A 22,213-nucleotide genomic window follows, 5' to 3' on the forward strand; every position below is an offset into this window, starting at 1 on the left:
CCTGACTCATGGGAGCCCAGCTCCGGGTCTACAAGCGTCGCATCCGATCCGTCACCGCGACCAAGAAGATCACCAAGGCGATGGAGATGATCGCCGCCTCGCGCGTCGTCAAGGCGCAGCGCAAGGTGGCGGCCTCCACCCCGTACGCGACCGAGCTCACCCGGGCGGTCACGGCGGTCGCCACCGGTAGCAACACCAAGCACCCGCTGACGACGGAGCCGGAGAACCCGACCCGTGCCGCGGTCCTGCTCCTCACGAGCGACCGCGGTCTGGCCGGCGCCTTCAACTCCAACGCCATCAAGGCCGCGGAGAAGCTCACGGCGAAGCTCGAGGCCGAGGGCAAGGAGGTCGTCAACTACATCGTCGGCCGCCGTGGTGTCGCCCACTACAACTTCCGCGAGCGCAAGATCGCGGAGTCGTTCACGGGCTTCACCGACGACCCGTCGTACGCGGACGCCAAGAAGGTCGCGGCACCGCTGATCGAGGCCATCGAGACGGAGACGGCCGAGGGCGGCGTGGACGAGCTCCACATCGTCTACACCGAGTTCGTGTCGATGATGACGCAGACGGCGATCGAGGCCCGGCTCCTGCCGCTCAGCCTCGAGGAGGTCGAGCAGGAGGCCAAGCCCAAGGGCGAGATCCTCCCGCTGTTCGACTTCGAGCCCTCGGCGGAGGACGTCCTGGACGCCCTGCTGCCGCGTTACGTGGAGAGCCGCGTCTACAACGCGCTGCTCCAGTCGGCCGCCTCCAAGCACGCCGCCACGCGGCGCGCGATGAAGTCGGCCACCGACAACGCCGGCGAGCTCATCGAGACGCTCACCCGGCTTGCCAACCAGGCCCGCCAGGCCGAAATCACCCAGGAAATCAGCGAGATCGTCGGTGGCGCCAGTGCCCTGGCCGACGCGACCGCGGGGAGTGACTGACAAATGACCACCACTGTTGAGCCGACCGCTCCTGCTGGCGTGGCCACTGGCCGCGTCGCGCGGGTCATCGGCCCGGTCGTCGACGTGGAGTTCCCCGTCGACGCGATGCCCGAGATCTACAACGCCCTCCACGTCGAGGTCGCCGACCCGGCGCTGGCGGGCGAGAAGAAGACGCTGACCCTGGAGGTCGCCCAGCACCTGGGTGACGGCCTGGTCCGCGCCATCTCCATGCAGCCCACCGACGGCCTGGTCCGCCAGGCCCCGGTCGTCGACACCGGTGCGGGCATCACCGTCCCGGTCGGCGACTTCACCAAGGGCAAGGTGTTCAACACCCTCGGTGAGGTGCTGAACAGCGACGAGGTCCACACGGGCGAGCGCTGGCCCATCCACCGCAAGGCCCCCGCGTTCGACCAGCTCGAGTCGAAGACCGAGATGTTCGAGACGGGCCTGAAGGTCGTCGACCTGCTCACCCCGTACGTCAAGGGCGGCAAGATCGGTCTGTTCGGTGGTGCCGGTGTCGGCAAGACCGTGCTGATCCAGGAAATGATCATGCGTGTCGCCAACCTCCACGAGGGCGTCTCCGTCTTCGCGGGCGTCGGCGAGCGCACCCGTGAGGGCAACGACCTCATCGCGGAGATGGAGGAGTCCGGCGTTCTGGACAAGACCGCCCTGGTCTTCGGCCAGATGGACGAGCCCCCGGGCACCCGTCTGCGCGTGGCCCTGGCCGGTCTGACGATGGCGGAGTACTTCCGTGACGTCCAGAAGCAGGACGTGCTGTTCTTCATCGACAACATCTTCCGCTTCACCCAGGCCGGTTCCGAGGTGTCGACCCTGCTCGGCCGCATGCCCTCCGCGGTGGGCTACCAGCCGAACCTGGCCGACGAGATGGGCATCCTCCAGGAGCGCATCACCTCGACCCGTGGTCACTCGATCACCTCGATGCAGGCGATCTACGTCCCCGCGGACGACCTGACCGACCCGGCCCCGGCCACCACCTTCGCCCACCTCGACGCGACGACGGTGCTCTCCCGTCCGATCTCCGAGAAGGGCATCTACCCGGCCGTGGACCCGCTGGACTCGACGTCCCGCATCCTCGACCCGCGGTACATCTCGGCGGACCACTACAACGCCGCGATGCGCGTGAAGAACATCCTGCAGAAGTACAAGGACCTGCAGGACATCATCGCGATCCTCGGTATCGACGAGCTCGGCGAGGAGGACAAGCTCGTCGTCCACCGTGCCCGTCGCGTGGAGCGCTTCCTGTCCCAGAACACGCACGCCGCCAAGCAGTTCACCGGCGTGGACGGTTCGGACGTGCCGCTGGACGAGTCGATCGCCGCGTTCAACGCGATCTGCGACGGCGAGTACGACCACTTCCCGGAGCAGGCGTTCTTCATGTGCGGTGGTCTCGAGGACCTGAAGAAGAACGCGAAGGAGCTGGGCGTCTCCTGAGCCTCGCGCTCGACATGTGAGCCTCGTGCTCACGGCGGAGGGGGCGGGGAACGTCCCGCCCCCTTCGTCACGCCCATTAGACTTGTAACCAACACCCGGCACCCCCGCCGGGTGGTGACCCGAGGAGCCACCCTTGGCTGCTGAGCTGCACGTCGCGCTGGTCGCGGCCGACCGTGAGGTCTGGTCCGGCCAGGCCACCCTGGTCGTCGCGCGCACCACGTCCGGCGACATCGGCGTCATGCCCGGTCACCAGCCGCTGCTCGGTGTGCTGGAGTCGGGCCCGGTGACCATCCGCACGAGCGACGGCGGGACGGTCGTCGCCGCGGTGCACGGCGGATTCATCTCGTTCGCCGACGACAAGCTGTCGCTGCTGGCGGAGGTCGCCGAGCTGTCGGACGAGATCGACGTCCAGCGCGCGGAGCGGGAGCTGGAGCGCGCGAAGGCGGAGGACGACGCGGAGGCCCAGCGCCGCGCGGACGTCCGTCTGCGGGCGGCGACGGCGGCGCGCTGACCGCGCCCGCCGTGTGAAGACGTCACTCAGCCGCGGCTGGGTACCGGAGAGATCCGGACCCGGCCGCGGCTGAGGTGGATGTGGGTGTTTTTTACGTTCCGTTACCTAGGAGACGAGGAGGTCGGTGTCGATGGTCCTCGCTCTGACTGTGTGCGGAATCGTGGTGGGCCTCGTGGTGGTGGGCCTGTTCGTCTTCGGGCTGCGCCGCCGGCTCATCCAGCGCTCGGGCGGCACCTTCGACGCCAGCCTGCGCTGGGACGTCCCCGAGCGGAGCGAACCGAACGGCAAGGGCTGGGCGTACGGGGTGGCCCGGTACAACGGCGACCGCGTCGAGTGGTTCCGTGTCTTCTCGTACTCGCCGCGCCCGCGCCGCGTGCTGGAGCGGTCCTCGATCGAGGTGGCCGGCCGCCGGGTCCCGGAGGGCGAGGAGGAGCTGGCGCTCATCTCCGACCATGTGATCCTGGCCTGTCTGCACCGGGGCACGCGTCTGGAGCTCGCGATGAGCGAAGACGCGCTGACCGGTTTCCTCGCGTGGCTTGAGGCAGCCCCGCCCGGACAGCGGGTGAACGTGGCGTAGCCACGTTCACCCGCTGGGTGGGGGTCCCCCCGGACGAAGTCTGGGGGAGCGTCAATGTCGCCTAGGGCCTGTGGCCCTTAGAACTTTTCTTTGAAGCGGTCTACTTCAGGCCGCTGTCGATCGCGGTCGCGAGTTCTCCGTTCGCGGTGTCTCCGCTGAACTCCCAGAAGAACGCGCCGCCCAGGCCCTGGTTCTTGGCCCAGTTCATCTTGCCCGCGATGGTCGCCGGGGTGTCGTAGGACCACCAGTTGCTGCCGCAGTGGGCGTACGCCGTGCCGGCGATCGTGCCGGTGGCCGGGCAGGAGTTCTTCAGGATCTTGTAGTCCTCGATGCCCGCCTCGTACGTGCCCGGAGCCGCGCCGGTCGCCGAGCCGCCCGGGGCGGACTGGGTGACGCCGGTCCAGCCGCGGCCGTAGAAGCCGATGCCGAGCAGCAGCTTCGCGGACGGGACGCCCTTGGCCTTGAGCTTGGCGATCGCGTCGGCCGAGTTGAAGCCCGCCTGCGGGATCCCCGGGTACGAGGTGAGCGGGGAGTGCGGGGCGGTCGGGCCGTCCTTGTCGAAGGCGCCGAAGTAGTCGTACGTCATCACGTTGTACCAGTCGAGGTACTGCGCGGCGCCGCCGTAGTCGGCCGCGTCGATCTTGCCGCCGTCGGAGCCGTCGGCGGTGATGGCCGCGGTGACGAGGTAGTTCGGGCCGAACTCGTTCCGCAGGGCCTGGGAGAGGGTCTTGAAGGCCGCCGGGCCGGACGTGTCACAGGTCAGGCCGCAGGCGTTCGGGTACTCCCAGTCGATGTCGATGCCGTCGAAGACGTCGGCCCAGCGCGGGTCCTCCACGACGGCCTTGCAGGACTTGGCGAACGCGGCCGCGTTCTGCGCGGCCTGGCCGAAGCCGCCGGAGTAGGTCCAGCCGCCGAAGGAGTACAGCACCTTGATGTGCGGGTACTTCGCCTTCAGCTGGCGCAGCTGGTTGAAGTTGCCGCGCAGCGGCTGGTCCCAGGTGTCGGCGGTGCCGCTGACGGACTGGTCGGCCGTGTAGGCCTTGTCGTAGGCGGCGTAGGTGTCGTCGACGGTGCACTGACCGTTCTTGACGTTGCCGAACGCGTAGTTGATGTGGGTGATCTTCGACGCGGTGCCCGACGTCACGAGGTTCTTGACGTGGTAGTTGCGGCCGTAGACGCCCCACTCGGTGAAGTAACCGAGCTTGATCTTGTCGCCGGTGGGCGGGGGCTCGGTGGTGCCGCCGGTGGTGCGGACGCGGACGGAGCCGCTGACCGGGCCGGTCTGGTCGGCGGTGTCCCGGGCCTGGACCGAGTAGGAGTAGTCCGTGCCCTTGGTCAGGCCGGTGTCCGTGTACGAGGTCGTCGTCACGGTGGCGACCTTGGTGCCGTCGCGCAGGACGTCGTAGTTCTTGACGCCCTTGTCGTCGGTGGCGGCGGACCAGGTCAGCTTCACCGAGGTGTCGGTGATGCCGGAGGCGGTCGGGGTGCCGGGGGCGCTCGGGGCGCTGTCGCCGGGCTGGGTGGTGCCGCCGTCGCAGCTGCCGCCGTTGAGCTTGCAGTTGGCGGGGGAGCCGGAGCCGGAGCCGTTGAAGCCGAAGGTGACGGAGGCGCCGGGGGCGAGGCTGCCGTTCCAGGACTTGTTCTTCGCGGTCCAGTGGGAGCCGGAGGAGGTGACGTCGGCGTCCCAGGCGGAGGTGACGGAGGTGCCGGAGGGGAAGTCCCACTCGACGGTCCAGGAGCTGATGGTGGTGGTGCCGGTGTTCTTCACCGTCCACTTGCCCTCGAAGCCGGAGCCCCAGTCCTGGGTCTTGGCGTACGTCGCGGTGGCGGACGTCGCGGCCTGGGCCGGGCTCGCCAGGCCGACGAGGCCGGCGAAGGGGAGCAACAGGGTCGCGAACCCTGCCGCGGCTCTGTGTCTGAAGCGCATGCTGCGCCTCCTTGATGGAGTTGTGGGGGGCGTGACTGAGCCTCACGCCACTCATGGTGCGGTGAGAATAGAAAGGTCTGGACCACCGGTCAATAGGTCTGGACCACCTTGACCTGTGCCGGTCCGTGGCGGGTCAGATCCCCAACTCCTGCGCGAGCACCGCCGCTTGCACCCGGCTGCGCAGCTCCAGCTTGCCCAGCAGGCGGCTGACGTGCGTCTTCACCGTCGCCTCCGCCATGTCGAGCCGCTCGGCGATGCCCGCGTTGGACAGGCCCTCGCCCAGGCAGGACAGCACCTCGCGCTCGCGCCGGGTCAGCCGTTCCAGCGCCGCCGGGTCGGCCGCGGGCTCCCGGGCGGGCTTCGCGGCGAACTCCGCGATCAGCCGCCGGGTGACCGCCGGGGCGATCAGCCCCTCCCCGCGTGCCACCGTCCGCACCGCCTCCAGCAGGTCCCGCGCCTCGGTGTTCTTCAGCAGGAAGCCGGACGCGCCCGCGCGCAGCGCCCCGAAGACGTACTCGTCGAGGTCGAAGGTGGTCAGCACCAGCACGTCCGCGAGCCGTTCCGCGACGACCTGCCGGGTTGCCGACACCCCGTCCAGACGCGGCATCTGTATGTCCATCAGCACCAGGTCGGGCCGCAGCTCGCGGGCGAGCGCCACCGCCTGCTCGCCGTCCGCCGCCTCGCCGACCACCTCGATGTCGGGAGCGCTGCGCAGGATGAGGACCAGGCCGGCGCGCACGGCCGACTGGTCCTCGGCGACCAGGACGCGGATCATGCGGTGTCTCCTTCGGCGGTGTCGGTGACGGGAAGGGTCGCGCGGACGGCCCAGACCTTGCCGTCCGGCGAGTCCTCGGGGCCGGCCTCGAAGGTGCCGTCCAGCAGCGCGGCACGCTCGCGCATGCCGACCAGCCCGGCGCCCGAGCCGGGAGCGGTGGGGCCGTCCCGGTCGCCGTAGGGGCTGGTCACCTCGACCGTGAGGGCACCGTCGCGCCGGGCCAGGGACACGGCGACCCGGCCGGCGCCGGCGTGCTTGAGGGCGTTGGTGAGGGACTCCTGGACGATGCGGTAGGCGGCGAGTTCCACGGGCGCCGGGACCGTGCCGGGGGTGGCGTCGAGGAGGACGTCGAGGCCGTTGGTGCGCGCGTTCTCCACCAGGGCGGTCAGTCCGTCGAGGGTGGGGGCGGCCACCGGCTCGGTGTCGCCGCTGGAGTCCCGGAGGATCCCGATGAGCCGCCGCATCTCGGCGAGACCCGCCACGCTGTTCTCGCGGATGACCACCAGCGCCTCCTGCGAGGTCCTGGCGTCCTGGAGGGAGAGCGCGGCCGTGGAGTGGATGGCGATGGCCGAGAGGTGGTTGGCGACCATGTCGTGCAGTTCGCGGGCCATCCGGGCCCGCTCGGCGGTGACGGCCTGGGCGCGGTCCAGCTCGGCGAGCAGCGCGGTCTGCTCGGCGCGCAGCCGGGCCGCCTCGGCGGCGTCGCGGTGGTTGCGGACGATCAGGCCGGTGGCGGCGGGCCCGAAGGTGACCAGGCCGGTGACCACGCCGATGAGCAGCGCCTCCGGCTCGCGCCAGACCGCGAACGGCACCACGGTCCCGGCCACCGTGAGCAGCCCGGTGACGCGCGGGATGCGGTGGGCCGAGGCGGACGGCCCGTACAGGACGGCCGCGTACATCAGGTCGGTGTACATCAGGATGGTGACCAGGCTGCCCTGGGTGAGGAGGTCCAGCACCAGGGCGGGCGTGCCGATCAGCAGGGCGGCGCGCGGGGCGCTGCGGCGCAGCAGCTCGCAGCCCGCCATCACGACGAGCGGCAGCAGCAGGGGCCAGCGCCCGGGCAGCAGCACGTACGGCTCGGTGTGCGGACGGGTGGCCAGGCCGACGCCCCACAGCAGCAGCCCGCCCAGCAGTCCGCCCAGCGCGACGTGCACGTCGAAGCGGCGGGGGCGGGGGAGTCGTACGGCCATGGCACCATCCAACACGGCCGCCGCGCCCCGCGCCTGATCCCCGCGCAGGGTCCTGGACTGCATCTTTCGATGTACCGGGGGTTCGTCAGTCGCGACGACGATTCCGGCCGCACCGCCCGGGAGCCTGGAAGGGTGACCGAGAGGAGCGAACCGTGATCGTCGCCTTGATCGCCGCCTGTGAGATCGGCTTCTGGGTGCTGCTGGCGGCCGGACTGGCCTTCCGCTACCTGCTGCGCATGCCGCGCACGGGGCTGGCGCTGCTGCTGTGCGAGCCGCTGCTGGAGGTCGTCCTGCTGGTCGCCACCGCGCTGGACCTGAAGAACGGCGCGGAACCCGACTGGACGCACGGACTGGCCGCGCTGTACATCGGCTACACCGTGGGCCACGGCCACCGCACCGTGAAGTGGCTCGACGGGCACGCGGCCCACCGCTTCGGCGGCGCCCCGCCGCCCCGGAAGCCGCCGCAGTACGGCCTGGCCCGGGCGCGTCACGAGGGCAAGGTCTGGATGGGCACGCTGCTGGGCGCCGCCGTCGCGACCGCGCTCCTGCAGCTCGCCATCTGGTACGTGGACGACCCGGGCCGCGTGACCTCCCTGGAGAGCTGGCGCTACGTGGCCTGGCGTGCGGCCGGGATCCACGGACTGGTCGCGCTGAGCTATCTGATCTGGCCGCGGAAGGCCCCCGCGGGCGCGCCGGAGGCGGTCACCGACCCGAAGGAGAGGCTCCCCCGATGAGCAAGGCCAAGCAGTACGCGACAGGAGGTGCCGTCACGTTCCCGACCGGAAGCTAGCGCTCCCCGCCCGGCACCCACAGCACGTCCCCGGTCTCCTTGTTCGCCGTCCTGGCCAGGATGAACAGGAGGTCGGAGAGGCGGTTGAGGTAGGTCGCCGTCAGGGGGTTCATCGTGTCGGCGTGGGCCTCCAGGGCCGCCCAGGTGGAGCGCTCCGCCCGGCGGACCACCGTGCAGGCCTGGTGCAGCAGGGCCGCACCCGCCGTACCGCCCGGGAGGATGAAGGAGCGCAGCTTCTCGAGCCGCTCGTTGAAGCGGTCGCAGTCCGCCTCCAGCCGGTCGATGTAGAACTGCTCGACCCGCAGCGGCGGGAACTCCGGGTTCTCCACCACCGGCGTCGACAGGTCCGCGCCCACGTCGAACAGGTCGTTCTGCACGCGGGTGAGGACCTTGACGACCTCCTCGTCCAGGCCGCCCAGCGCGATCGCCGTGCCGATCACGGCGTTCGCCTCGTTGGCGTCGGCGTACGCCGAGATCCGCAGGTCCGTTTTGGCGACCCGGCTCATGTCGCCGAGGGCGGTCGTGCCCTGGTCACCGGTCCTGGTGTAGATGCGCGTCAGATTGACCATGCGGCCAGCGTAGTTACGCTCCGGCGGATCGGAACACGCGTGTGCCCACCGTCACGGACAGCGCGGCCAGGCCGAGGGCCACCAGGACGCCGTACAGCATGTCGGCCGTGGCGTAACTGCCGACGTAGGCGTCTCGCACCGCGTCCACCAGATAGCGGAACGGCATGAGGTGCGACAGGGCGTCGAGCCACGCCGGGCCCAGGGACATCGGCAGCATCAGGCCGGACAGGAGCATCGAGGGCATCGTGAGCGCGTTGACCGTCGGGCCGAACCCCTGCGGTGTGCTCAGCTTCATCGCCAGCGCGTACGACAGCGCCGACAGCGACACGGTGAGCAGCGCGACGAAGCCGAAGCCGATCAGCACGCCGGCCAGCGGCGCCCGCAGGCCCATCGCCACCGCCGTCAGTACCAGCAGCACCGCCTGGAAGACGAAGACCGTGGCCTCCCGCAGCATCCGCCCGAGCAGCAGGGCCAGCCGGCTGACCGGGGTGACCCGCATCCGCTCGACCACCCCCTGCCCTTCTCCAGGATGATCGTGAAGCCGGCGAACCCGGAGGCGACCCTCCGTGAGGAGACCGGCGCCGGTGCCGGCGACCCGCTGCCGGGGCTGATCGCCGGTCAGATCTGCTGGGTCCACGGCACCCTCTTCGTCTCCATCGGCCGTGAGATGGCCCAGGGGCGCAACCCGGGCGAAGTGTCCCGGGAGATGCTCCGGCTCCTCGACGACATCGAGGGCCTGTTGAACGAGCAGGTACTCAACTACGCCGTCCGTGGCGCGGAATGACCCTCGCCGGTGTGATGTCCGTCATGTGAGACGTGACGCGCATTACTTACTGGTCACACGGGCCCTCACGAGCGCTAGTGTCCGCCCGAGAGGCAGACACAAACAGCGCGTCAGGGGAGTCGCACAGTGGCACGGAAGCTCGCCGTCATCGGGGCCGGCCTCATGGGATCCGGCATCGCCCAGGTCTCCGCTCAGGCGGGCTGGGACGTCGTCCTGCGCGACGTCACCGACGAGGCGCTCAAGCGGGGCACCGACGGCATCAAGGCGTCGTACGACAAGTTCGTCGCCAAGGGCAAGCTGGAGGCGCACGACGCCGACGCCGCCCTCGCCCGCATCACCGCGACCACCGACCTGGACGCCGCGGCCGACGCGGACGTGGTCGTCGAGGCCGTGTTCGAGAAGCTGGAAGTCAAGCACGAGATCTTCCGCACGCTCGACAAGATCGTGAAGGACTCTGCGATCCTCGCCTCGAACACCTCAGCCATCCCGATCACCAAGATCGCGGCCGCGACGGAGCGTCCCGAGCGGGTCGTCGGCACGCACTTCTTCTCGCCGGTGCCGATGATGCAGCTGTGCGAACTCGTCCGCGGCTACAAGACCAGCGACGAAACCCTCGCCACCGCCCGGGAGTTCGCCGAGTCGGTCGGCAAGACCTGCATCGTCGTCAACCGCGACGTGGCCGGCTTCGTGACGACCCGTCTCATCTGCGCCCTCGTCGTCGAGGCGGCGAAACTGCACGAGTCGGGCGTGGCCAGCGCCGAGGACATCGACCTCGCCTGCAAGCTCGGCTTCGGCCACGCCATGGGCCCGCTGGCGACGGCGGACCTGACGGGCGTCGACATCCTGCTGCACGCCACGAGCAACATCTACACCGAGTCCCAGGACGAGAAGTTCGCGGCTCCCGAGTCGATGCGCCGGATGGTTGACGCCGGTGACATCGGACGCAAGAGCGGGCAGGGCTTCTACAAGCACTGAAACCGCACATGCCCGAGGGTCATCACACCCACGGGTGAATTCGGTATCGGTTCGCTTACAAGAAGCAACCTCTGACTCCTCCACGCAGTCAGAGGTTGCATCACCCAAAACCAGAACGCGGAGCACGATTCGCACGCACGGGGAGCGCATATGCACATCAGGGGCGACCACGCCGAGCTGGTCGTCGGGGGCCGCCTCGACGTCCGGAGCGCGGCGGACGCCCGTACGGTCCTGCACTCGGCCGTCGACGACGGAGTCGGTGACCTCGTGCTCGACCTGTCCGAACTGGACTCCTGGGACGCCACCGGCCTGGGTGTGATCATGGGCGCCCACCGGCGGGCCGGCCGCTGCGGCCGGCGCCTGGTGCTGCGCGGGGTACCGCCGCAGATGCAGCGCCTGCTGGTGGCCACGCGCCTGCACCGGATCCTGGCGATCGAGGGGGGCATCGGGGTGGAGACACTGCCCCGCGTGTGACCGCGCGTACGCGTGTGAACCCGGCGCCCGGGGAGACCCGGACGGACGTCGTCGAACCGTGCGACGCGCACAATCCTCACGAGACCGTGACGTTACGGACGGCGCGGTACCCCGGACTGTCGTAGATACTGTGCGAAGGTTTAGGGTTCGGCTGCCCGCTGCCACGACACCCTTCCAGCGGGCCCGGACCAGAAGCGACAGCGCGGTGTGCAGCAAGGCCGGGAGGGGCTTTCACAGCACACACCCGCTTTTGGGGGGCTTGACCTATGGATCCGAACACCCGGGGACCCGAGGAGTACGGCCACGAGGGCGACGGCCAGGGGCCGCGCCAGCGCCCGCCCCGGGAATCCCTCACACCCGACTTCGGACAGCACGCGCCCGCGCTCGCCCGCACGGTGCAGCTCGTCTCCGGCGACTTCCTGCTGACGGTCAACCCCGTCGACGGCAGCGAGATAGAGGTCTGCCCGCCCGTCGAACGGCCCGCCCGGCCGGTGAAGCTCACCGCGGCCGAACGCGCCGAGGCCGAGCGGGCGGCCCGGCCCCCCGTCCCGCCCGGGCCCGCGCAGCCCGCCCTGCCGCTGCTCGCCCGGCAGGACGAACGCGAGCGACTGGTGCGCCTGCTCGCCCGCGGCCGCTCCGTCCGCCTGACCGGCCCGGCCGGCTCCGGCCGCACCCGGCTGCTGGACACCGTCGCCGAGGACTGCGCGGACCTCGCCCCGGACGGGGTGGTCCGCCTCAACGGCTTCGGCCGCACCTCGGCCGATCTTCTGTACGACCTGTTCCACGCGGTGTACAACGCCCCCCTGCACCGCCCCGACCGGGACGAACTGGTCACCCACCTCCGGGAGATCGGCGCCGTCGTCGTCCTCGACGACCTGCAGTTCGGCGGCGCCGCGCTCGACGAGCTGCTCGACGCCACCCCCGAGTGCGCCTTCCTGCTGGGCGCCACCCCGGACGTGCCCGCCCCGTCCGCCGAGGCCGCGATCGAGGAGGTCCTCCTCGGCGGCCTGGAGCGCGCGGACGGACTCGACCTGCTGGAGCACGCCGTCGGCCGGCCCCTCACCGAGGAAGAGGCCAACTGGGCGGGCGACCTCTGGTTCGAGTCCGAGGGACTGCCCCTGCGCTTCGTCCAGGCCGGCGCCCTGCTGCGGCAGCGCGACCGGCTGCGCGCCGGTGCCGGAGCCGTCGACGAGTTCGGCGTCTTCGAGGACGCGCCCCCGGCCGACGCCGCCGGCCCCTACGACCTCGCCGACGACGTGCCGCTGCCCTCACTGGGCGAGGCCGCCGCGCCCGCGCCACTGCTCGCCTCCCGGCTGAGCGCCTCCGCGCGGGCCACCCTGCGGTTCGCCGTCGCCCTCGACGGCGAGATCCCGCACCAGGCGCACCTGCCCGCCCTGGTCGGCGACACCCACGCGGACGCCGCGCTCGGCGAACTGGCCGCCTGCGGACTGGTCTCCGCGGTCGGCTCCCGCTACCGGCTCGCCGCGGGCGTCCCCGCGCAGCTGGAGGCCGCCGGATACGCCGACGAGGCCGAGGCCGGCGCCCGCAGCGCCGCCCAGCACTACTCCTGGTGGGCCGGGCACCCCTCGGTCACCCCCGAACGCGTGTGCGCCGAGGCCGACGCGCTCCTCGCCGCCCTCACCGTGCTCGGACCGCTCACCACCCCGCCCGCCGAGGGCGAGGAGAGCGCGGCCGTCCACCTGGCCCGCACCGCCGCGCCCGCCTTCGCCGCCGGACTGCACTGGAGCGCCTGGGAGCGGACCCTGCGCGCCGGTGCCGAGGCCGCCCGGCTCGCCGGCGACGTCGCCGAAGAGGCCTACTTCCACCACGAGCTCGGCGTCCTCGCCCTGTGCGGCGGCCGGCTGGACCGGGCCCGCAGCGAACTCGAGACCTCCCTCGGCCTGCGGGGCGCCCTCTCCGACAAGCGCGGCACCGTCGCGGGCCGGCGCGCCCTCGCCCTGGTCGCCGACCGCGCGGGCACGCCGATCGAACTCGGGCCGACCGCGGCGGAGGAGGTGCCCGACGCCCGGTACGAGGAGTCGGCGTCCCCGGCCGGCGGTGTCCCGGCGGCCTTCCCCACGCTCCAGCCCCCCACGGCCCCGGCCCTGATCACCCACCGCAGCTCGCCCTCGCCCTCGCGCAAGGCCCGGGGCGGGCTGAAGGGGCTGGCCCGGCGCAACCTCGTGGCCGCCGGCGCGGGCGCCCTGCTCGTCGCCGTGCTCGGCACGGTCGTGACGCTCGGCGCCACCTCCGACAACGAGCCGAACACGCCGTCCGACCGGGTCGGCGTCAACCCCTCGGCCAGCCAGGGCGCGGGCGACGGCAGCCTGGGCGCCGACCCGGCGGCCAACGACGGCGGCGGTCCCGGCGCGGCGACCGGCCGCCCGACCGACCCGGGCCCGGACGGCACGCCCGGCACCTCGGACGACCCGACCCCGACCGGCTCCCCGAGCGGCTCGGCGGACCCGAGCGGCTCCGCCTCGCCGTCGACGTCGCCGTCGTCCTCCAGGCCCCCGTCCTCGTCCAAGCCGCCGTCCTCGTCGAAGCCGCCCACCACGTCCAAGCCGCCGACGACGTCCGAGCCGCCCACGTCGGAGCCGCCGACCTCCGAGCCGCCCACCTCGGAGCCCCCGACCTCCGACCCGCCGTCCTCGCCGTCCACGTCGGACTCGGCGAGCGGGCCGGCCTCCAGCGCCCCCGCCAGCACCACGGCGAGCGCGCCGGAGGACGGCGGTCCGGGGTCGCCGAGCAGCTCCACCCAGATGATCTGACGCCCGTGCGCACGACGAGGCCGGGTCCGCTCGGCGGACCCGGCCTCGTCGCGCGGGAGTGGGTCAGAACAGGCGCAGCTTGTCGTCCTCGATGCCGCGCAGGGCGTCGTAGTCGAGGACCTGGCAGCCGATGCCGCGGTCGGTGGCGAGGACGCGGGCCTGGGGCTTGATCTCCTGGGCCGCGAAGATGCCGCGGACCGGGGCGAGATGGGGATCGCGGTTCAGCAGCTCCAGGTAGCGCGTCAGCTGCTCGACACCGTCGATCTCACCGCGCCGCTTGATCTCCACCGCGACGGTCTTCCCGTCGGCGTCCCGGCACAGGATGTCCACGGGGCCGATGGCCGTCGGGTACTCGCGGCGGATGAGGGTGTAGCCCTCGCCGAGTGTCTCGATGCGGTCGGCGAGCAGCTCCTGGAGGTGCGCTTCCACGCCGTCCTTGATCAGGCCCGGGTCGACGCCCAGTTCGTGCGTGGAGTCGTGGAGGACTTCCTCCATCGTGATGATGAGCTTCTCGCCCGCCTTGTTGATGACGGTCCAGACGCCCTCGTCCTCGCCGGTGCCCTCCTTCAGGGTGCACGGCGGCGACATCCAGTTCAGGGGCTTGTAGGCCCGGTCGTCGGCGTGGATCGAGACGCTGCCGTCCGCCTTCACCAGGATCAGGCGCGGGGCCGAGGGGAGGTGGGCGGTGAGCCGTCCGGCGTAGTCCACGGAGCAGCGGGCAATGACGAGACGCATGGTCGGCAACGCTACTCGACGGGCACGGGTCGACGCGATTCGCCCTGGAAAACACGTGTTCGGTGTTGGCCGATTGTGTGCAGGATGTGCTCACTGGGAGTGTCTCATCTGCGCATTTTCCTGGTGCCGCCCCCGGCCGTTGCTTACCGTATGAGCGGGAGGTCGCGGTGCGTGTACGCAGCGTGTCCGGTATCGCGCTCTCCCTCATCTGTCAGGCAACCCCTGCTCCTTGGGGGTGCGAGAGGAGAACTCATGTCGCTCGACGTCTCACCGGCCCTACTCGAACAGGCCGAGCGAGGCGAGGTCGACGAAGCGGAATTCGTCGACTGCGTCCGGACCTCCCTGCCCTATGCGTGGGAGATGATCAGCTCCCTGGTGGCCCAGCTGAAGGTGGACGGCGGTGCGTTCGCCGACAACCAGACGCCTCCGCCGGACGAGCAGGCACGCGGTCAGTTGCTGCGTGCACTTGCGAGTGACGCGATACGCGGCGCGCTGCAGCGGCACTTCGGTGTGCGCCTGGCCTTCCAGAACTGCCACCGGGTGGCCGTGTTCCCGCTTGACTCCTCGGTCGACGAGACGCTGACCCGCTTCACCTCGGTCCGCAGTCAGGTGCTGAACCAGTCGCCCGAGTTCCGGGACTGCTGACGCGGCGCCGTTCGCTTGCCGCTCCGCACGCGGGAGGTGCAGTACTGCACCGGAGCGGCAAGCCCCCAGGAACTCACCGTGGCCTCAGACGAGTTGGGGGAGCACCTCGGCCCCCAGCCGCCGTACGTTCTCCTCCGTCGCCGCCAAATCCCCCGAGCCCTCGACGAGCAGCGCGAAGCGGGAGATGCCCGTCCGCTCGCTGGTCGCCGCCAGCCGGTCGGCGCACAGCCGCGGCGTGCCCACCGGGTGCAGCCCGCAGAGCAGTTCGGTGTACGCCAGCGGGTCGCGCATCCGGCGCGTGCGCCCGTCGACCGTGACATGGGCCTCCAGGCCCTGCTTCAGCCAGCCCGGCATCGCCTTCATCAGCGTCTCCGCCGCGTCGACCCGCCGGTCCGCGATCTGGCAGACACCGGCCGACACATGCGACGCGCGGCGGATCTCCTCCGCCGACCGCCCGGACGACCGCGCGTGCCGCCGCCACAGGGCGACCATCTCCGCCTTCTCCTCGTCCCCCACGTGCATCCCCAGGAGCATCGACAGCCCGCGCTCGGCCGCCAGCCGCACGCTCGCCGGGGACGTACAGGCGACGACGAGCTCGGGTCCGGGCGCCTCGGTGAGCGCCTCCGACGGCCGGGGCACCACCGGGACCTCGCGGAAGCGGAAACGCTCCCCGTCGGCCCCCACGGACGGCTCGCGCAGCCAGCGCCGCAGGACGTCCAGCGACTCGGGGAACCCCTTCTCGTAGGCCTCCAGGCCCGCGCCGAACACCTCCAGGTCGACCCACGGGCCGCCGCGCCCGACGCCGAGCGTGAAACGGCCGCCGCTCGTGTGGTGCAGCAGCGCCGCCTGTTCACCGAGGGCGACGGGATGGACGGTGGGCAGCACGCTGACCGCCGTACCGACCCGGATGCGGCGGGTGCGGCCGAGCAGCAGGGCGGCCAGGGTGATGGCCGACGGGCACGTGCCGTACGGCACGAAGTGGTGCTCGGCCAGCCAGACCGTGTCGAGCCCGGCCTCCTCGGCCACCTCGGCCGAGCGGACCGCGCGGTGCAGCGCCTCTCCCTCGCCCTGACCGGGGAACTGGGCCGCCAACACGAAACTTCCAACGCGCATTGCTTTCCTGCTTCCTTGGCTCCGACACGGAGCTCCCCCACAGGGCATAACCGCCTGACACGTGCCGAGGACACGGCCGGTCGGGTTACTTTGCGGATTGTCTGCAGAATGGGCCGCTCCGCGAGGAGTCCGCGCGGATTCCGGGGGAGACCGCGCGGGCGGACCCCGGGCGGAGTCCGCCGCGCCCGAGAGGGACTTGTGGCGATTGGTGCCGTACGCGTACCCCTCCGGACGCCGCGTAGGCTGGACAGGGCCCGCTTCCTGTATAGCCCCGAGAGGTGTCCCGTGTCCCCGCGTCGCAACCGACCCAAGGGCGCCGGATCGTCCGGCCGGAGTTCCGAGGACGACCGCGGTCGCTACGGCGGCTGGCAGTCCTCGGAGCGCTGGCAGGGCGAGAACTGGAGCGTGCGGCACGTGGCCGGCGCCAGTGCGCAGGGCAAGGCCTACCGCTGTCCCGGCTGCGACCAGCTGATCCCCGACGGGGTGCCGCACGTGGTGGCCTGGGCCGAGTACGCGGGCGTCGACGACAGACGGCACTGGCACAAGGCCTGCTGGAACGCGCGGGACCGCCGCACCCCAGGGGTGCGGCGGTCCCGTAACGCGCCGAGGTTCTGACCGGGCTCAGACGTCCCGCTTCTCCAGCAGCGCGAAGGCGGCGGCGAAGGCGACGGCCGTGGCGCCGAACATGATCCACAGCGGGTCCCAGCCGGACGGGCCGGACTGGCTGAGGGAGTTGGAGTAGAAGACGCTGAGCTGGTTCGGGATCGAGTACTCGAACAGCGCGTCGCGGACGCCCTGCAGCGACTCCGAGAACATGAACAGCGCGATCACCAGAGGGGCCAGGACGGCGCCGATCATGATGGTGATGGCGCCCGCCGAGTGCCGGATGATCGAGCCGACGGCGAGCGAGAGCAGGCCCAGCAGCGCGATGTAGGCGGCGATGCCGACCGTGGCCCTGAGCCACTCCCCGGCGGAGGGGGACCTGGCGCCGTCGCCCTCCAGCATCGCCACGTGCAGGAAGGCGACGAGGGACGCGGACACCAGCGTCACGACGAACGCGACCAGGAAGAACACCACGCCCTTCGCCGCCAGCACCCGGCCCCGGCTCGGGCAGGCGACCATCGTGGTGCGGATCATGCCGGTGCCGTACTCCGACGCCGTGGTCAGCACGCCCAGCGTGATGATGCACATGCTGCCCAGCAGCAGCCCGAAGAAGCCCAGGCCGAGGGGGCTCTCGCCGCCCAGGGCCGGGTCGGAGCCGGCCACCACCACGCCGGTCAGCGTGCCGATGCCGAGGACGAGCAGAACGAACACGCCGAGCGTCCACAGGGTGGAGCGCACCGATCTGATCTTCGTCCACTCGGACGCGACGGCGTGCCCGAGGTGCGTGCGCACGACCGGGATCGGCGAGGTGTAGCCGGGCGGGAACGCGGTGCCGGGCGCCGCCTGCCAGGCGGGCGCGGCCTGCGGCATCTGGGACTGGGGGCTGCTCATCGGGCGTCCTCGGGCTTGGTCAGGTCGGAGGTCGGGGCGGCGGCGGGCGCGGCGACGGGCTGCGCGGGCGCGGCGGCCGGCCGGGGCGCGGGGGGCGCGGCGGGCGCCTGCGGGGCGCCGGCACCGGCCGCGGGCGCGGCCGGTGCGCCCCCGGCGGGGGCCTGTTCCGCCGGAGCCTGCGGCGCGGGCCGCGCGGAGGTCTGCGGGGTCCGGGGCTCGGGCGACGCGGACGCGGCGGCCGGCCGGTCCGCGTCGCCCTGCGCCACCGGCTGCGGGGCGCCCTGGGGCGCCGGAGGCGTCTGCGGTGCCGGCTGGGCGTACGGGTTGGGGGCGCCCGGCACGGGAGCGCCCTGGGCGGCGCCGTACGGCCCCGCCGGGGACCGGCCCGGAGCGCCCTGCGGCGGCGCCGGGAACGGCTGCCCGCCCTGCTGGGGCGGCGGCGGGGCGTACCAGCCCGGCTGGCCCTGGCCCGGCACCGGCACCGGCGGCTGCGCGCCGGGCGGCAGCGGCTGCTGCAGACCCTCCTTCTGGTCGATGGTCGAGCGGTAGTCGACCGCGCCCTGCGTCATCCGCATGTAGGCCTCCTCCAGCGAGGCCTGGTGCGGCGACAGCTCCCACAGCCGGACGTCGGAGTCGTGCGCGATGTCGCTGATGCGGGGCAGCGGTAGTCCCGTGACGCGCAGCGCGCCGTCCTGCTCGGGCAGCACGTGCCCGCCCGCCTCGGTCAGCGCCGACGTCAGCTTCTCCCGCTGCTGCGGCTCGGTGTCCGGCGTCCGCACCCGGGCGAAGTCCGCGGAGTTCGCCGAGATGAAGGCCGTCACGCTCATGTCGGCGAGCAGCTGGCCGCGCCCGATCACGATGAGGTGGTCGGCCGTCAGGGCCATCTCGCTCATCAGGTGGGAGGAGACGAAGACCGTCCGGCCCTCCGCCGCGAGCGCCTTCATCAGGTTGCGCACCCAGAGGATCCCCTCGGGGTCGAGGCCGTTGACCGGCTCGTCGAACAGCAGCACCTGCGGGTCGCCGAGCAGCGCCGCGGCGATGCCGAGCCGCTGCCCCATGCCGAGCGAGAAGCCCTTGGACCGCCTCCTGGCCACGTCCTGCAGGCCGACGACCCCGAGCACCTCGTCGACCCGCCGGGCCGGGATGCCCGACAGCTGGGCCAGGGACAGCAGGTGGTTGCGGGCGGAGCGGCCGCCGTGCACGGCCTTGGCGTCCAGCAGGGCGCCGACCTGGCGGGCGGCGTTGGGCAGCTTGCGGTAGGGGTAGCCGCCGATCGTCACCCGCCCGGCCGTCGGGTTGTCGAGCCCGAGGATCATGCGCATCGTCGTCGACTTGCCCGAGCCGTTCGGTCCGAGGAAGCCCGTGACGGCGCCGGGCCGCACCTGGAAGGAAAGGTTGTACACAGCGGTCTTGTCGCCGTAGCGCTTCGTCAGGCCGACTGCTTCGATCATGCTCCGCACCCATCGCAAGGTTCAGGACAGCAGGGCACACGCCCCCGTAAGGGTTAGGAGGATATCGAGGCGCTGACGGTTCCACCCAAGAGGAGGTAAAAGGTCGGGCCAGGACCGTCTAGGCGTCGCGCTTCCGCAGCAGCACGTACCCGCCGATCAACGCCGCGAGCACCCACAGCGCCATGATCCCGAGGCCGCCCCAGGGCCCGTACGGTGTGTCGTCGCCGAGCGGCGGCACCACCTGCATGATCTTGCTGCCGGCCTGGTCGGGCAGGAACCGGCCGACCTTCTTCGTCGCGTCGACGTTCCCGAGGATGTTGGAGATCAGGAAGAAGAACGGCATCAGGATGCCCAGCGACAGCATCGGCGAGCGCAGCATCGCGGCGACGCCCATGGAGAACATCGCGATCAGCGTCATGTAGAGGCCGCCGCCCAGCACCGCCCGCAGCACCCCGGGGTCGCCGATCTCCGCCCGGTGCTCGCCGAGCATCGCCTGCCCCAGGAAGAAGGCGGCGAAGCTGGTGACGAGCCCGACCAGCAGGGCGAGCGCGGTCGCGACCGCGATCTTGCCGAACAGGAACGAGCCGCGCCGCGGCACGGCAGCCAGCGAGGTGCGGATCATGCCGGTGCTGTACTCGTTCGACACGACCAGCACCCCGAAGACGATCATCGCGAGCTGGCCGAGACTCATCCCCGCGAAGCTGATGAACGTCGGGTCGAACTCCGCCCGGTCCCGCGCGTCCATCGAGTCGAACTCGCTCTTCGACAGGGCCGAGATCAGCATGCCGAGCGCGACCGTCACGACCACCACCAGTGACAGGGTCCACACCGTGGACGCCACCGACCGGATCTTGGTCCACTCCGACCGTACGACCTGGGTCACCGCCATGCTCAGCCCCTCTTCCAGCCGTCGCCCCACTGCTGCTGTTGCGGTGGCGGCCCGGAGCTCGCCCCGCTCTGCGCGTGGTACTCCACCGACTCCGCCGTCAGCCGCATGAACGCCTCCTCCAGCGACGCCTGTTGCGGACTGAGCTCGTGCAGCGTGATCTGGTGCTGCGCCGCCAGCTCGCCGACCTGCTCGGCCTTGCCGCCGTCCACCTCCAGGACCCCCTCGCCGCTCTCCACGGCCACCACGCCCGCCTGGTGCAGCACGTCGAGCAGCCGCTCCCGCTGCGGGCTGCGCACCCGGACGTACGACCGCGAGTTGCGCGCGATGAAGTCGGCCATGGAGGTGTCCGCCAGCAGCCGCCCCTGCCCGATGACGACCAGGTGATCGGCCGTCAGGGCCATCTCGCTCATCAGGTGCGAGGAGACGAACACGGTCCGGCCCTGAGCGGCCAGCGACTTCATCAGGGTGCGGATCCAGTGGATGCCCTCGGGGTCGAGGCCGTTGACCGGCTCGTCGAACATCAGGATCCGCGGGTCGCCGAGCAGCGCGGCCGCGATGCCCAGCCGCTGCCCCATGCCCATGGAGAAGCCCTTGGTCTTCTTCTTCGCGACCGCCGTCAGCCCGACCGTCTCCAGCACCTCGCCCACCCGGCGGCGCGGGATGCCGTTGCTCTGCGCGAGGCACAGCAGGTGGTTGTAGGCGCTGCGCCCGCCGTGCCAGGCCTTGGCCTCCAGCAGGGCGCCGATGTACGTCAGCGGGTCCTTCAGCTGCTGGTAGTGCTTGCCGTCGATCCGGACGTCGCCGGCGGTCGGGTGGTCGAGACCCAGGATCATCCGCATGGTCGTGGACTTGCCCGCGCCGTTCGGCCCGAGGAAGCCGGTGACGATGCCCGGTCTCACCGCGAACGACAGGTTGTTGACCGCCACCTTCTCGCCGTACCGCTTGGTCAGCCCCTCCAGCTCAATCATGCCCGCCACGCTAGAACGGGACAAGGCCCTCTGCCACCCGAGCGGCAGAGGGCTTTGCGGAGGTTCAGACTCCGTATGCCGGGCTGTTACCGGGACTGCTGGGCCGGGACCCCGCGGGAGATCGGCTCGTCCTCGGCCGGCGTGCCGGCGGCGGCCACCGCGGCGCCCGTGAGCGTCGCGAGCATCTCGCGGACGTTCGTCAGCTGGGCGTTGATGGAGTCGCGGCGGTTGGTGAGGGCGGCCAGCTCGCGCTCGGATTCCGAACGGATGCGGTCGGCCTTGGCGTTGGCGTCGGCCACGATGTCCTCGGCCTGGCGCTGGGCCGTCTCCACCGTCTGGCGGGCGCGGCGCTCGGCGTCCGTGCGCAGCTTCTCGGCCTCCAGACGCAGCTGCTCGGCGCGGTGCTCGATCTCGGCGAGGCGCTTCTCGGCCTTGGCCTGACGGGAGGCCAGGTCGCGCTCGGACTGCTCGCGGCGCTTGGCGAGGTTCGTCTCGAAGTCGGCGGCGGCCTGCGCGGCCTTGGCGCGGGTCTCCTCGAAGAGGGCGTCCGCCTCCTCGCGCTTGGACTGCGCGTCCTTCTGCGCCTCGGCCCGCAGCTGGGCGGCGTCACTCTTGGCCTTCTCGACGATCCGCAGGCCCTCGTCCTCGGCCTTCGCCTTGCGCTCGGCGGAGTACGACTCGGCGTCGTTGCGCACCTGCTGGGCGGCCGACTCGGCGAGCTCGCGGTGCTGCTCCGCCGCGCGCCGGGCCTCCTCGCGCAGGTCCTTCGCCTCTTCCTCGGCGAGGCGGAGGATCTTCTCCACGCGCGCGCCGAGACCCGCGTACGACGGCTCGGCGTCGGTGATCTGGGCCTGGGCGTTCTGCGTCTCGAGGTGGAGCTCTTCGATGCGCTTTTCCAGAGCGGTGATGCGGGCGAGAGCGCTGTCACGGTCGGAGACGAGCTTGGAGATACGTTCGTCCACCTGAGCGCGGTCGTACCCACGCCGCACAAGCTCGAAGCCGTAGGGGGAAGTGTCGCTCATGGGGTTCCTGTCGAATGAGACCGGTGAGGTGATAGGTGGAATCCTAGGGGCCGAAACGGTGTGTCATCGAGCGGATGCGCGTTTGATCTGGAAAATGACACCCCTTTTGAGTGGCTGACCGTCGGACTGCTTGCCAAAATCTTGGTCAAAGCCCTTCAGCACACACCGGATTCGCCCC

The 22,213-nt window shown here is 71.4% G+C and carries 21 protein-coding genes and 2 pseudogenes; 11 read left to right on the forward strand and 12 right to left on the reverse strand.

Translation table 11 applies throughout. The annotated features are described in order from the left end of the window. Positions 1-8: 8 nt before the first annotated feature. From AC07DA_RS05735 to AC07DA_RS05750, 4 genes are all read left to right on the forward strand, one after another. Positions 9-923, forward strand: a complete 915-nt coding sequence (locus AC07DA_RS05735; protein ID WP_479124933.1) for a F0F1 ATP synthase subunit gamma — start codon at positions 9-11, stop codon at positions 921-923. Positions 924-926: 3 nt separating this feature from the next. Continuing rightward, the gene (gene atpD / locus AC07DA_RS05740) at positions 927-2,375 is read left to right on the forward strand and encodes a F0F1 ATP synthase subunit beta (RefSeq protein ID WP_479124934.1); all 1,449 of its coding nucleotides are present in this window, start codon (positions 927-929) and stop codon (positions 2,373-2,375) included. 133 nt (positions 2,376-2,508) lie between these two features. Continuing rightward, positions 2,509-2,886, forward strand: a complete 378-nt coding sequence (locus tag AC07DA_RS05745; RefSeq protein WP_094055913.1) for a F0F1 ATP synthase subunit epsilon — start codon at positions 2,509-2,511, stop codon at positions 2,884-2,886. Positions 2,887-3,016: 130 nt separating this feature from the next. Continuing rightward, positions 3,017-3,463 (forward strand): DUF2550 domain-containing protein, encoded by a 447-nt coding sequence (locus tag AC07DA_RS05750; RefSeq protein WP_479124936.1) that lies wholly within the window; start codon positions 3,017-3,019, stop codon positions 3,461-3,463. Between the two features lie 100 nt (positions 3,464-3,563). Here the strand turns inward: AC07DA_RS05750 and AC07DA_RS05755 are convergent, their stop codons facing one another. The 3 genes from AC07DA_RS05755 to AC07DA_RS05765 form a co-directional block, all read right to left on the reverse strand. Continuing rightward, complete coding sequence (locus tag AC07DA_RS05755; RefSeq protein WP_479124938.1) at positions 3,564-5,390, reverse strand: glycosyl hydrolase family 18 protein; 1,827 nt, start codon at positions 5,388-5,390, stop codon at positions 3,564-3,566. 133 nt (positions 5,391-5,523) lie between these two features. Then, the gene (locus tag AC07DA_RS05760; protein WP_479124939.1) at positions 5,524-6,165 is read right to left on the reverse strand and encodes a response regulator; all 642 of its coding nucleotides are present in this window, start codon (positions 6,163-6,165) and stop codon (positions 5,524-5,526) included. Continuing rightward, positions 6,162-7,355, reverse strand: a complete 1,194-nt coding sequence (locus tag AC07DA_RS05765) for a sensor histidine kinase (protein WP_479124941.1) — start codon at positions 7,353-7,355, stop codon at positions 6,162-6,164. The genes AC07DA_RS05760 and AC07DA_RS05765 overlap by 4 nt, the downstream gene beginning before the upstream one ends. A gap of 152 nt (positions 7,356-7,507) precedes the next feature. Between AC07DA_RS05765 and AC07DA_RS05770 the strand changes: the two genes are divergently transcribed. Then, on the forward strand, positions 7,508-8,089 hold the full coding sequence (locus AC07DA_RS05770) for a hypothetical protein (RefSeq protein ID WP_479124943.1): 582 nt from the start codon (positions 7,508-7,510) through the stop codon (positions 8,087-8,089). 52 nt (positions 8,090-8,141) lie between these two features. Here AC07DA_RS05770 and AC07DA_RS05775 read toward each other — a convergent pair whose 3' ends face one another. Further along, complete coding sequence (locus tag AC07DA_RS05775) at positions 8,142-8,714, reverse strand: cob(I)yrinic acid a,c-diamide adenosyltransferase (RefSeq protein ID WP_479124945.1); 573 nt, start codon at positions 8,712-8,714, stop codon at positions 8,142-8,144. 13 nt (positions 8,715-8,727) lie between these two features. Further along, a pseudogene (locus tag AC07DA_RS05780) lies at positions 8,728-9,269 on the reverse strand (ABC transporter permease); the annotation flags it as partial. Between AC07DA_RS05780 and AC07DA_RS05785 the strand changes: the two are divergent. The 4 genes and pseudogenes from AC07DA_RS05785 to AC07DA_RS05800 all read left to right on the forward strand — a co-directional run. Further along, positions 9,262-9,498, forward strand: a pseudogene (locus AC07DA_RS05785) (TetR/AcrR family transcriptional regulator); the annotation flags it as partial. The pseudogenes AC07DA_RS05780 and AC07DA_RS05785 overlap by 8 nt on opposite strands. Positions 9,499-9,624: 126 nt before the next feature. After that, complete coding sequence (locus AC07DA_RS05790) at positions 9,625-10,473, forward strand: 3-hydroxyacyl-CoA dehydrogenase family protein (RefSeq protein WP_479124947.1); 849 nt, start codon at positions 9,625-9,627, stop codon at positions 10,471-10,473. A 150-nt stretch (positions 10,474-10,623) separates the two neighbouring features. Further along, positions 10,624-10,947 carry an STAS domain-containing protein gene (locus tag AC07DA_RS05795; protein WP_003993003.1) on the forward strand — a complete coding sequence of 108 codons (324 nt, stop codon included), beginning with the start codon at positions 10,624-10,626 and terminating at the stop codon, positions 10,945-10,947. A gap of 266 nt (positions 10,948-11,213) precedes the next feature. After that, entirely contained in the window at positions 11,214-13,718 is a 2,505-nt protein-coding gene (locus tag AC07DA_RS05800; protein WP_479124949.1) for an ATP-binding protein, read from the forward strand. 63 nt (positions 13,719-13,781) lie between these two features. Here AC07DA_RS05800 and nucS read toward each other — a convergent pair whose 3' ends face one another. Further along, positions 13,782-14,453 carry an endonuclease NucS gene (gene nucS, locus AC07DA_RS05805; protein ID WP_479124950.1) on the reverse strand — a complete coding sequence of 224 codons (672 nt, stop codon included), beginning with the start codon at positions 14,451-14,453 and terminating at the stop codon, positions 13,782-13,784. A gap of 252 nt (positions 14,454-14,705) precedes the next feature. Here nucS and AC07DA_RS05810 point away from each other — a divergent pair, with 252 nt between their 5' ends. Beyond that, a complete protein-coding gene (locus AC07DA_RS05810) occupies positions 14,706-15,098 on the forward strand; it encodes an SCO5389 family protein (protein ID WP_311679350.1) in 393 nt (130 codons plus the stop codon). 84 nt (positions 15,099-15,182) lie between these two features. Here AC07DA_RS05810 and AC07DA_RS05815 read toward each other — a convergent pair whose 3' ends face one another. Continuing rightward, the gene (locus AC07DA_RS05815) at positions 15,183-16,211 is read right to left on the reverse strand and encodes an LLM class flavin-dependent oxidoreductase (RefSeq protein ID WP_479124951.1); all 1,029 of its coding nucleotides are present in this window, start codon (positions 16,209-16,211) and stop codon (positions 15,183-15,185) included. 285 nt (positions 16,212-16,496) lie between these two features. Between AC07DA_RS05815 and AC07DA_RS05820 the strand changes: the two genes are divergently transcribed. Next, positions 16,497-16,826, forward strand: a complete 330-nt coding sequence (locus AC07DA_RS05820; RefSeq protein WP_479124953.1) for an ATP/GTP-binding protein — start codon at positions 16,497-16,499, stop codon at positions 16,824-16,826. A 6-nt stretch (positions 16,827-16,832) separates the two neighbouring features. Here the strand turns inward: AC07DA_RS05820 and AC07DA_RS05825 are convergent, their stop codons facing one another. From AC07DA_RS05825 to AC07DA_RS05845, 5 genes are all read right to left on the reverse strand, one after another. After that, positions 16,833-17,705, reverse strand: a complete 873-nt coding sequence (locus AC07DA_RS05825; protein WP_479124955.1) for an ABC transporter permease — start codon at positions 17,703-17,705, stop codon at positions 16,833-16,835. Continuing rightward, positions 17,702-19,156, reverse strand: coding sequence for an ABC transporter ATP-binding protein (locus tag AC07DA_RS05830; RefSeq protein ID WP_479124957.1), 1,455 nt, complete (start codon positions 19,154-19,156; stop codon positions 17,702-17,704). Before AC07DA_RS05830 ends, AC07DA_RS05825 begins: the two co-directional genes overlap by 4 nt. A 118-nt stretch (positions 19,157-19,274) precedes the next feature. Then, a complete protein-coding gene (locus tag AC07DA_RS05835; RefSeq protein WP_479124959.1) occupies positions 19,275-20,045 on the reverse strand; it encodes an ABC transporter permease in 771 nt (256 codons plus the stop codon). 2 nt (positions 20,046-20,047) lie between these two features. Then, positions 20,048-21,013, reverse strand: coding sequence for an ABC transporter ATP-binding protein (locus tag AC07DA_RS05840; protein ID WP_479124960.1), 966 nt, complete (start codon positions 21,011-21,013; stop codon positions 20,048-20,050). Positions 21,014-21,099: 86 nt separating this feature from the next. After that, positions 21,100-22,035, reverse strand: coding sequence for a coiled-coil domain-containing protein (locus AC07DA_RS05845; RefSeq protein WP_094055892.1), 936 nt, complete (start codon positions 22,033-22,035; stop codon positions 21,100-21,102). Positions 22,036-22,213 lie beyond the last annotated feature (178 nt).

The sequence above is a fragment of the Streptomyces sp. NPDC044921 genome, from assembly GCF_056432865.1.

Coding starts and splice junctions, on each gene's coding strand:
- AC07DA_RS05800 (WP_479124949.1), top strand. CDS start 11,214: ATGGATCCGAACACCCGGGGACCCGAGGAGTACGGCCACGAGGGCGAC.
- atpD (WP_479124934.1), top strand. CDS start 927: ATGACCACCACTGTTGAGCCGACCGCTCCTGCTGGCGTGGCCACTGGC.
- AC07DA_RS05830 (WP_479124957.1), bottom strand. CDS start 19,156: ATGATCGAAGCAGTCGGCCTGACGAAGCGCTACGGCGACAAGACCGCT.
- AC07DA_RS05795 (WP_003993003.1), top strand. CDS start 10,624: ATGCACATCAGGGGCGACCACGCCGAGCTGGTCGTCGGGGGCCGCCTC.
- AC07DA_RS05775 (WP_479124945.1), bottom strand. CDS start 8,714: ATGGTCAATCTGACGCGCATCTACACCAGGACCGGTGACCAGGGCACG.
- AC07DA_RS05750 (WP_479124936.1), top strand. CDS start 3,017: ATGGTCCTCGCTCTGACTGTGTGCGGAATCGTGGTGGGCCTCGTGGTG.
- AC07DA_RS05755 (WP_479124938.1), bottom strand. CDS start 5,390: ATGCGCTTCAGACACAGAGCCGCGGCAGGGTTCGCGACCCTGTTGCTC.
- AC07DA_RS05835 (WP_479124959.1), bottom strand. CDS start 20,045: ATGGCGGTGACCCAGGTCGTACGGTCGGAGTGGACCAAGATCCGGTCG.
- AC07DA_RS05845 (WP_094055892.1), bottom strand. CDS start 22,035: ATGAGCGACACTTCCCCCTACGGCTTCGAGCTTGTGCGGCGTGGGTAC.
- AC07DA_RS05840 (WP_479124960.1), bottom strand. CDS start 21,013: ATGATTGAGCTGGAGGGGCTGACCAAGCGGTACGGCGAGAAGGTGGCG.
- AC07DA_RS05810 (WP_311679350.1), top strand. CDS start 14,706: ATGTCGCTCGACGTCTCACCGGCCCTACTCGAACAGGCCGAGCGAGGC.
- nucS (WP_479124950.1), bottom strand. CDS start 14,453: ATGCGTCTCGTCATTGCCCGCTGCTCCGTGGACTACGCCGGACGGCTC.
- AC07DA_RS05760 (WP_479124939.1), bottom strand. CDS start 6,165: ATGATCCGCGTCCTGGTCGCCGAGGACCAGTCGGCCGTGCGCGCCGGC.
- AC07DA_RS05815 (WP_479124951.1), bottom strand. CDS start 16,211: ATGCGCGTTGGAAGTTTCGTGTTGGCGGCCCAGTTCCCCGGTCAGGGC.
- AC07DA_RS05825 (WP_479124955.1), bottom strand. CDS start 17,705: ATGAGCAGCCCCCAGTCCCAGATGCCGCAGGCCGCGCCCGCCTGGCAG.
- AC07DA_RS05765 (WP_479124941.1), bottom strand. CDS start 7,355: ATGGCCGTACGACTCCCCCGCCCCCGCCGCTTCGACGTGCACGTCGCG.
- AC07DA_RS05735 (WP_479124933.1), top strand. CDS start 9: ATGGGAGCCCAGCTCCGGGTCTACAAGCGTCGCATCCGATCCGTCACC.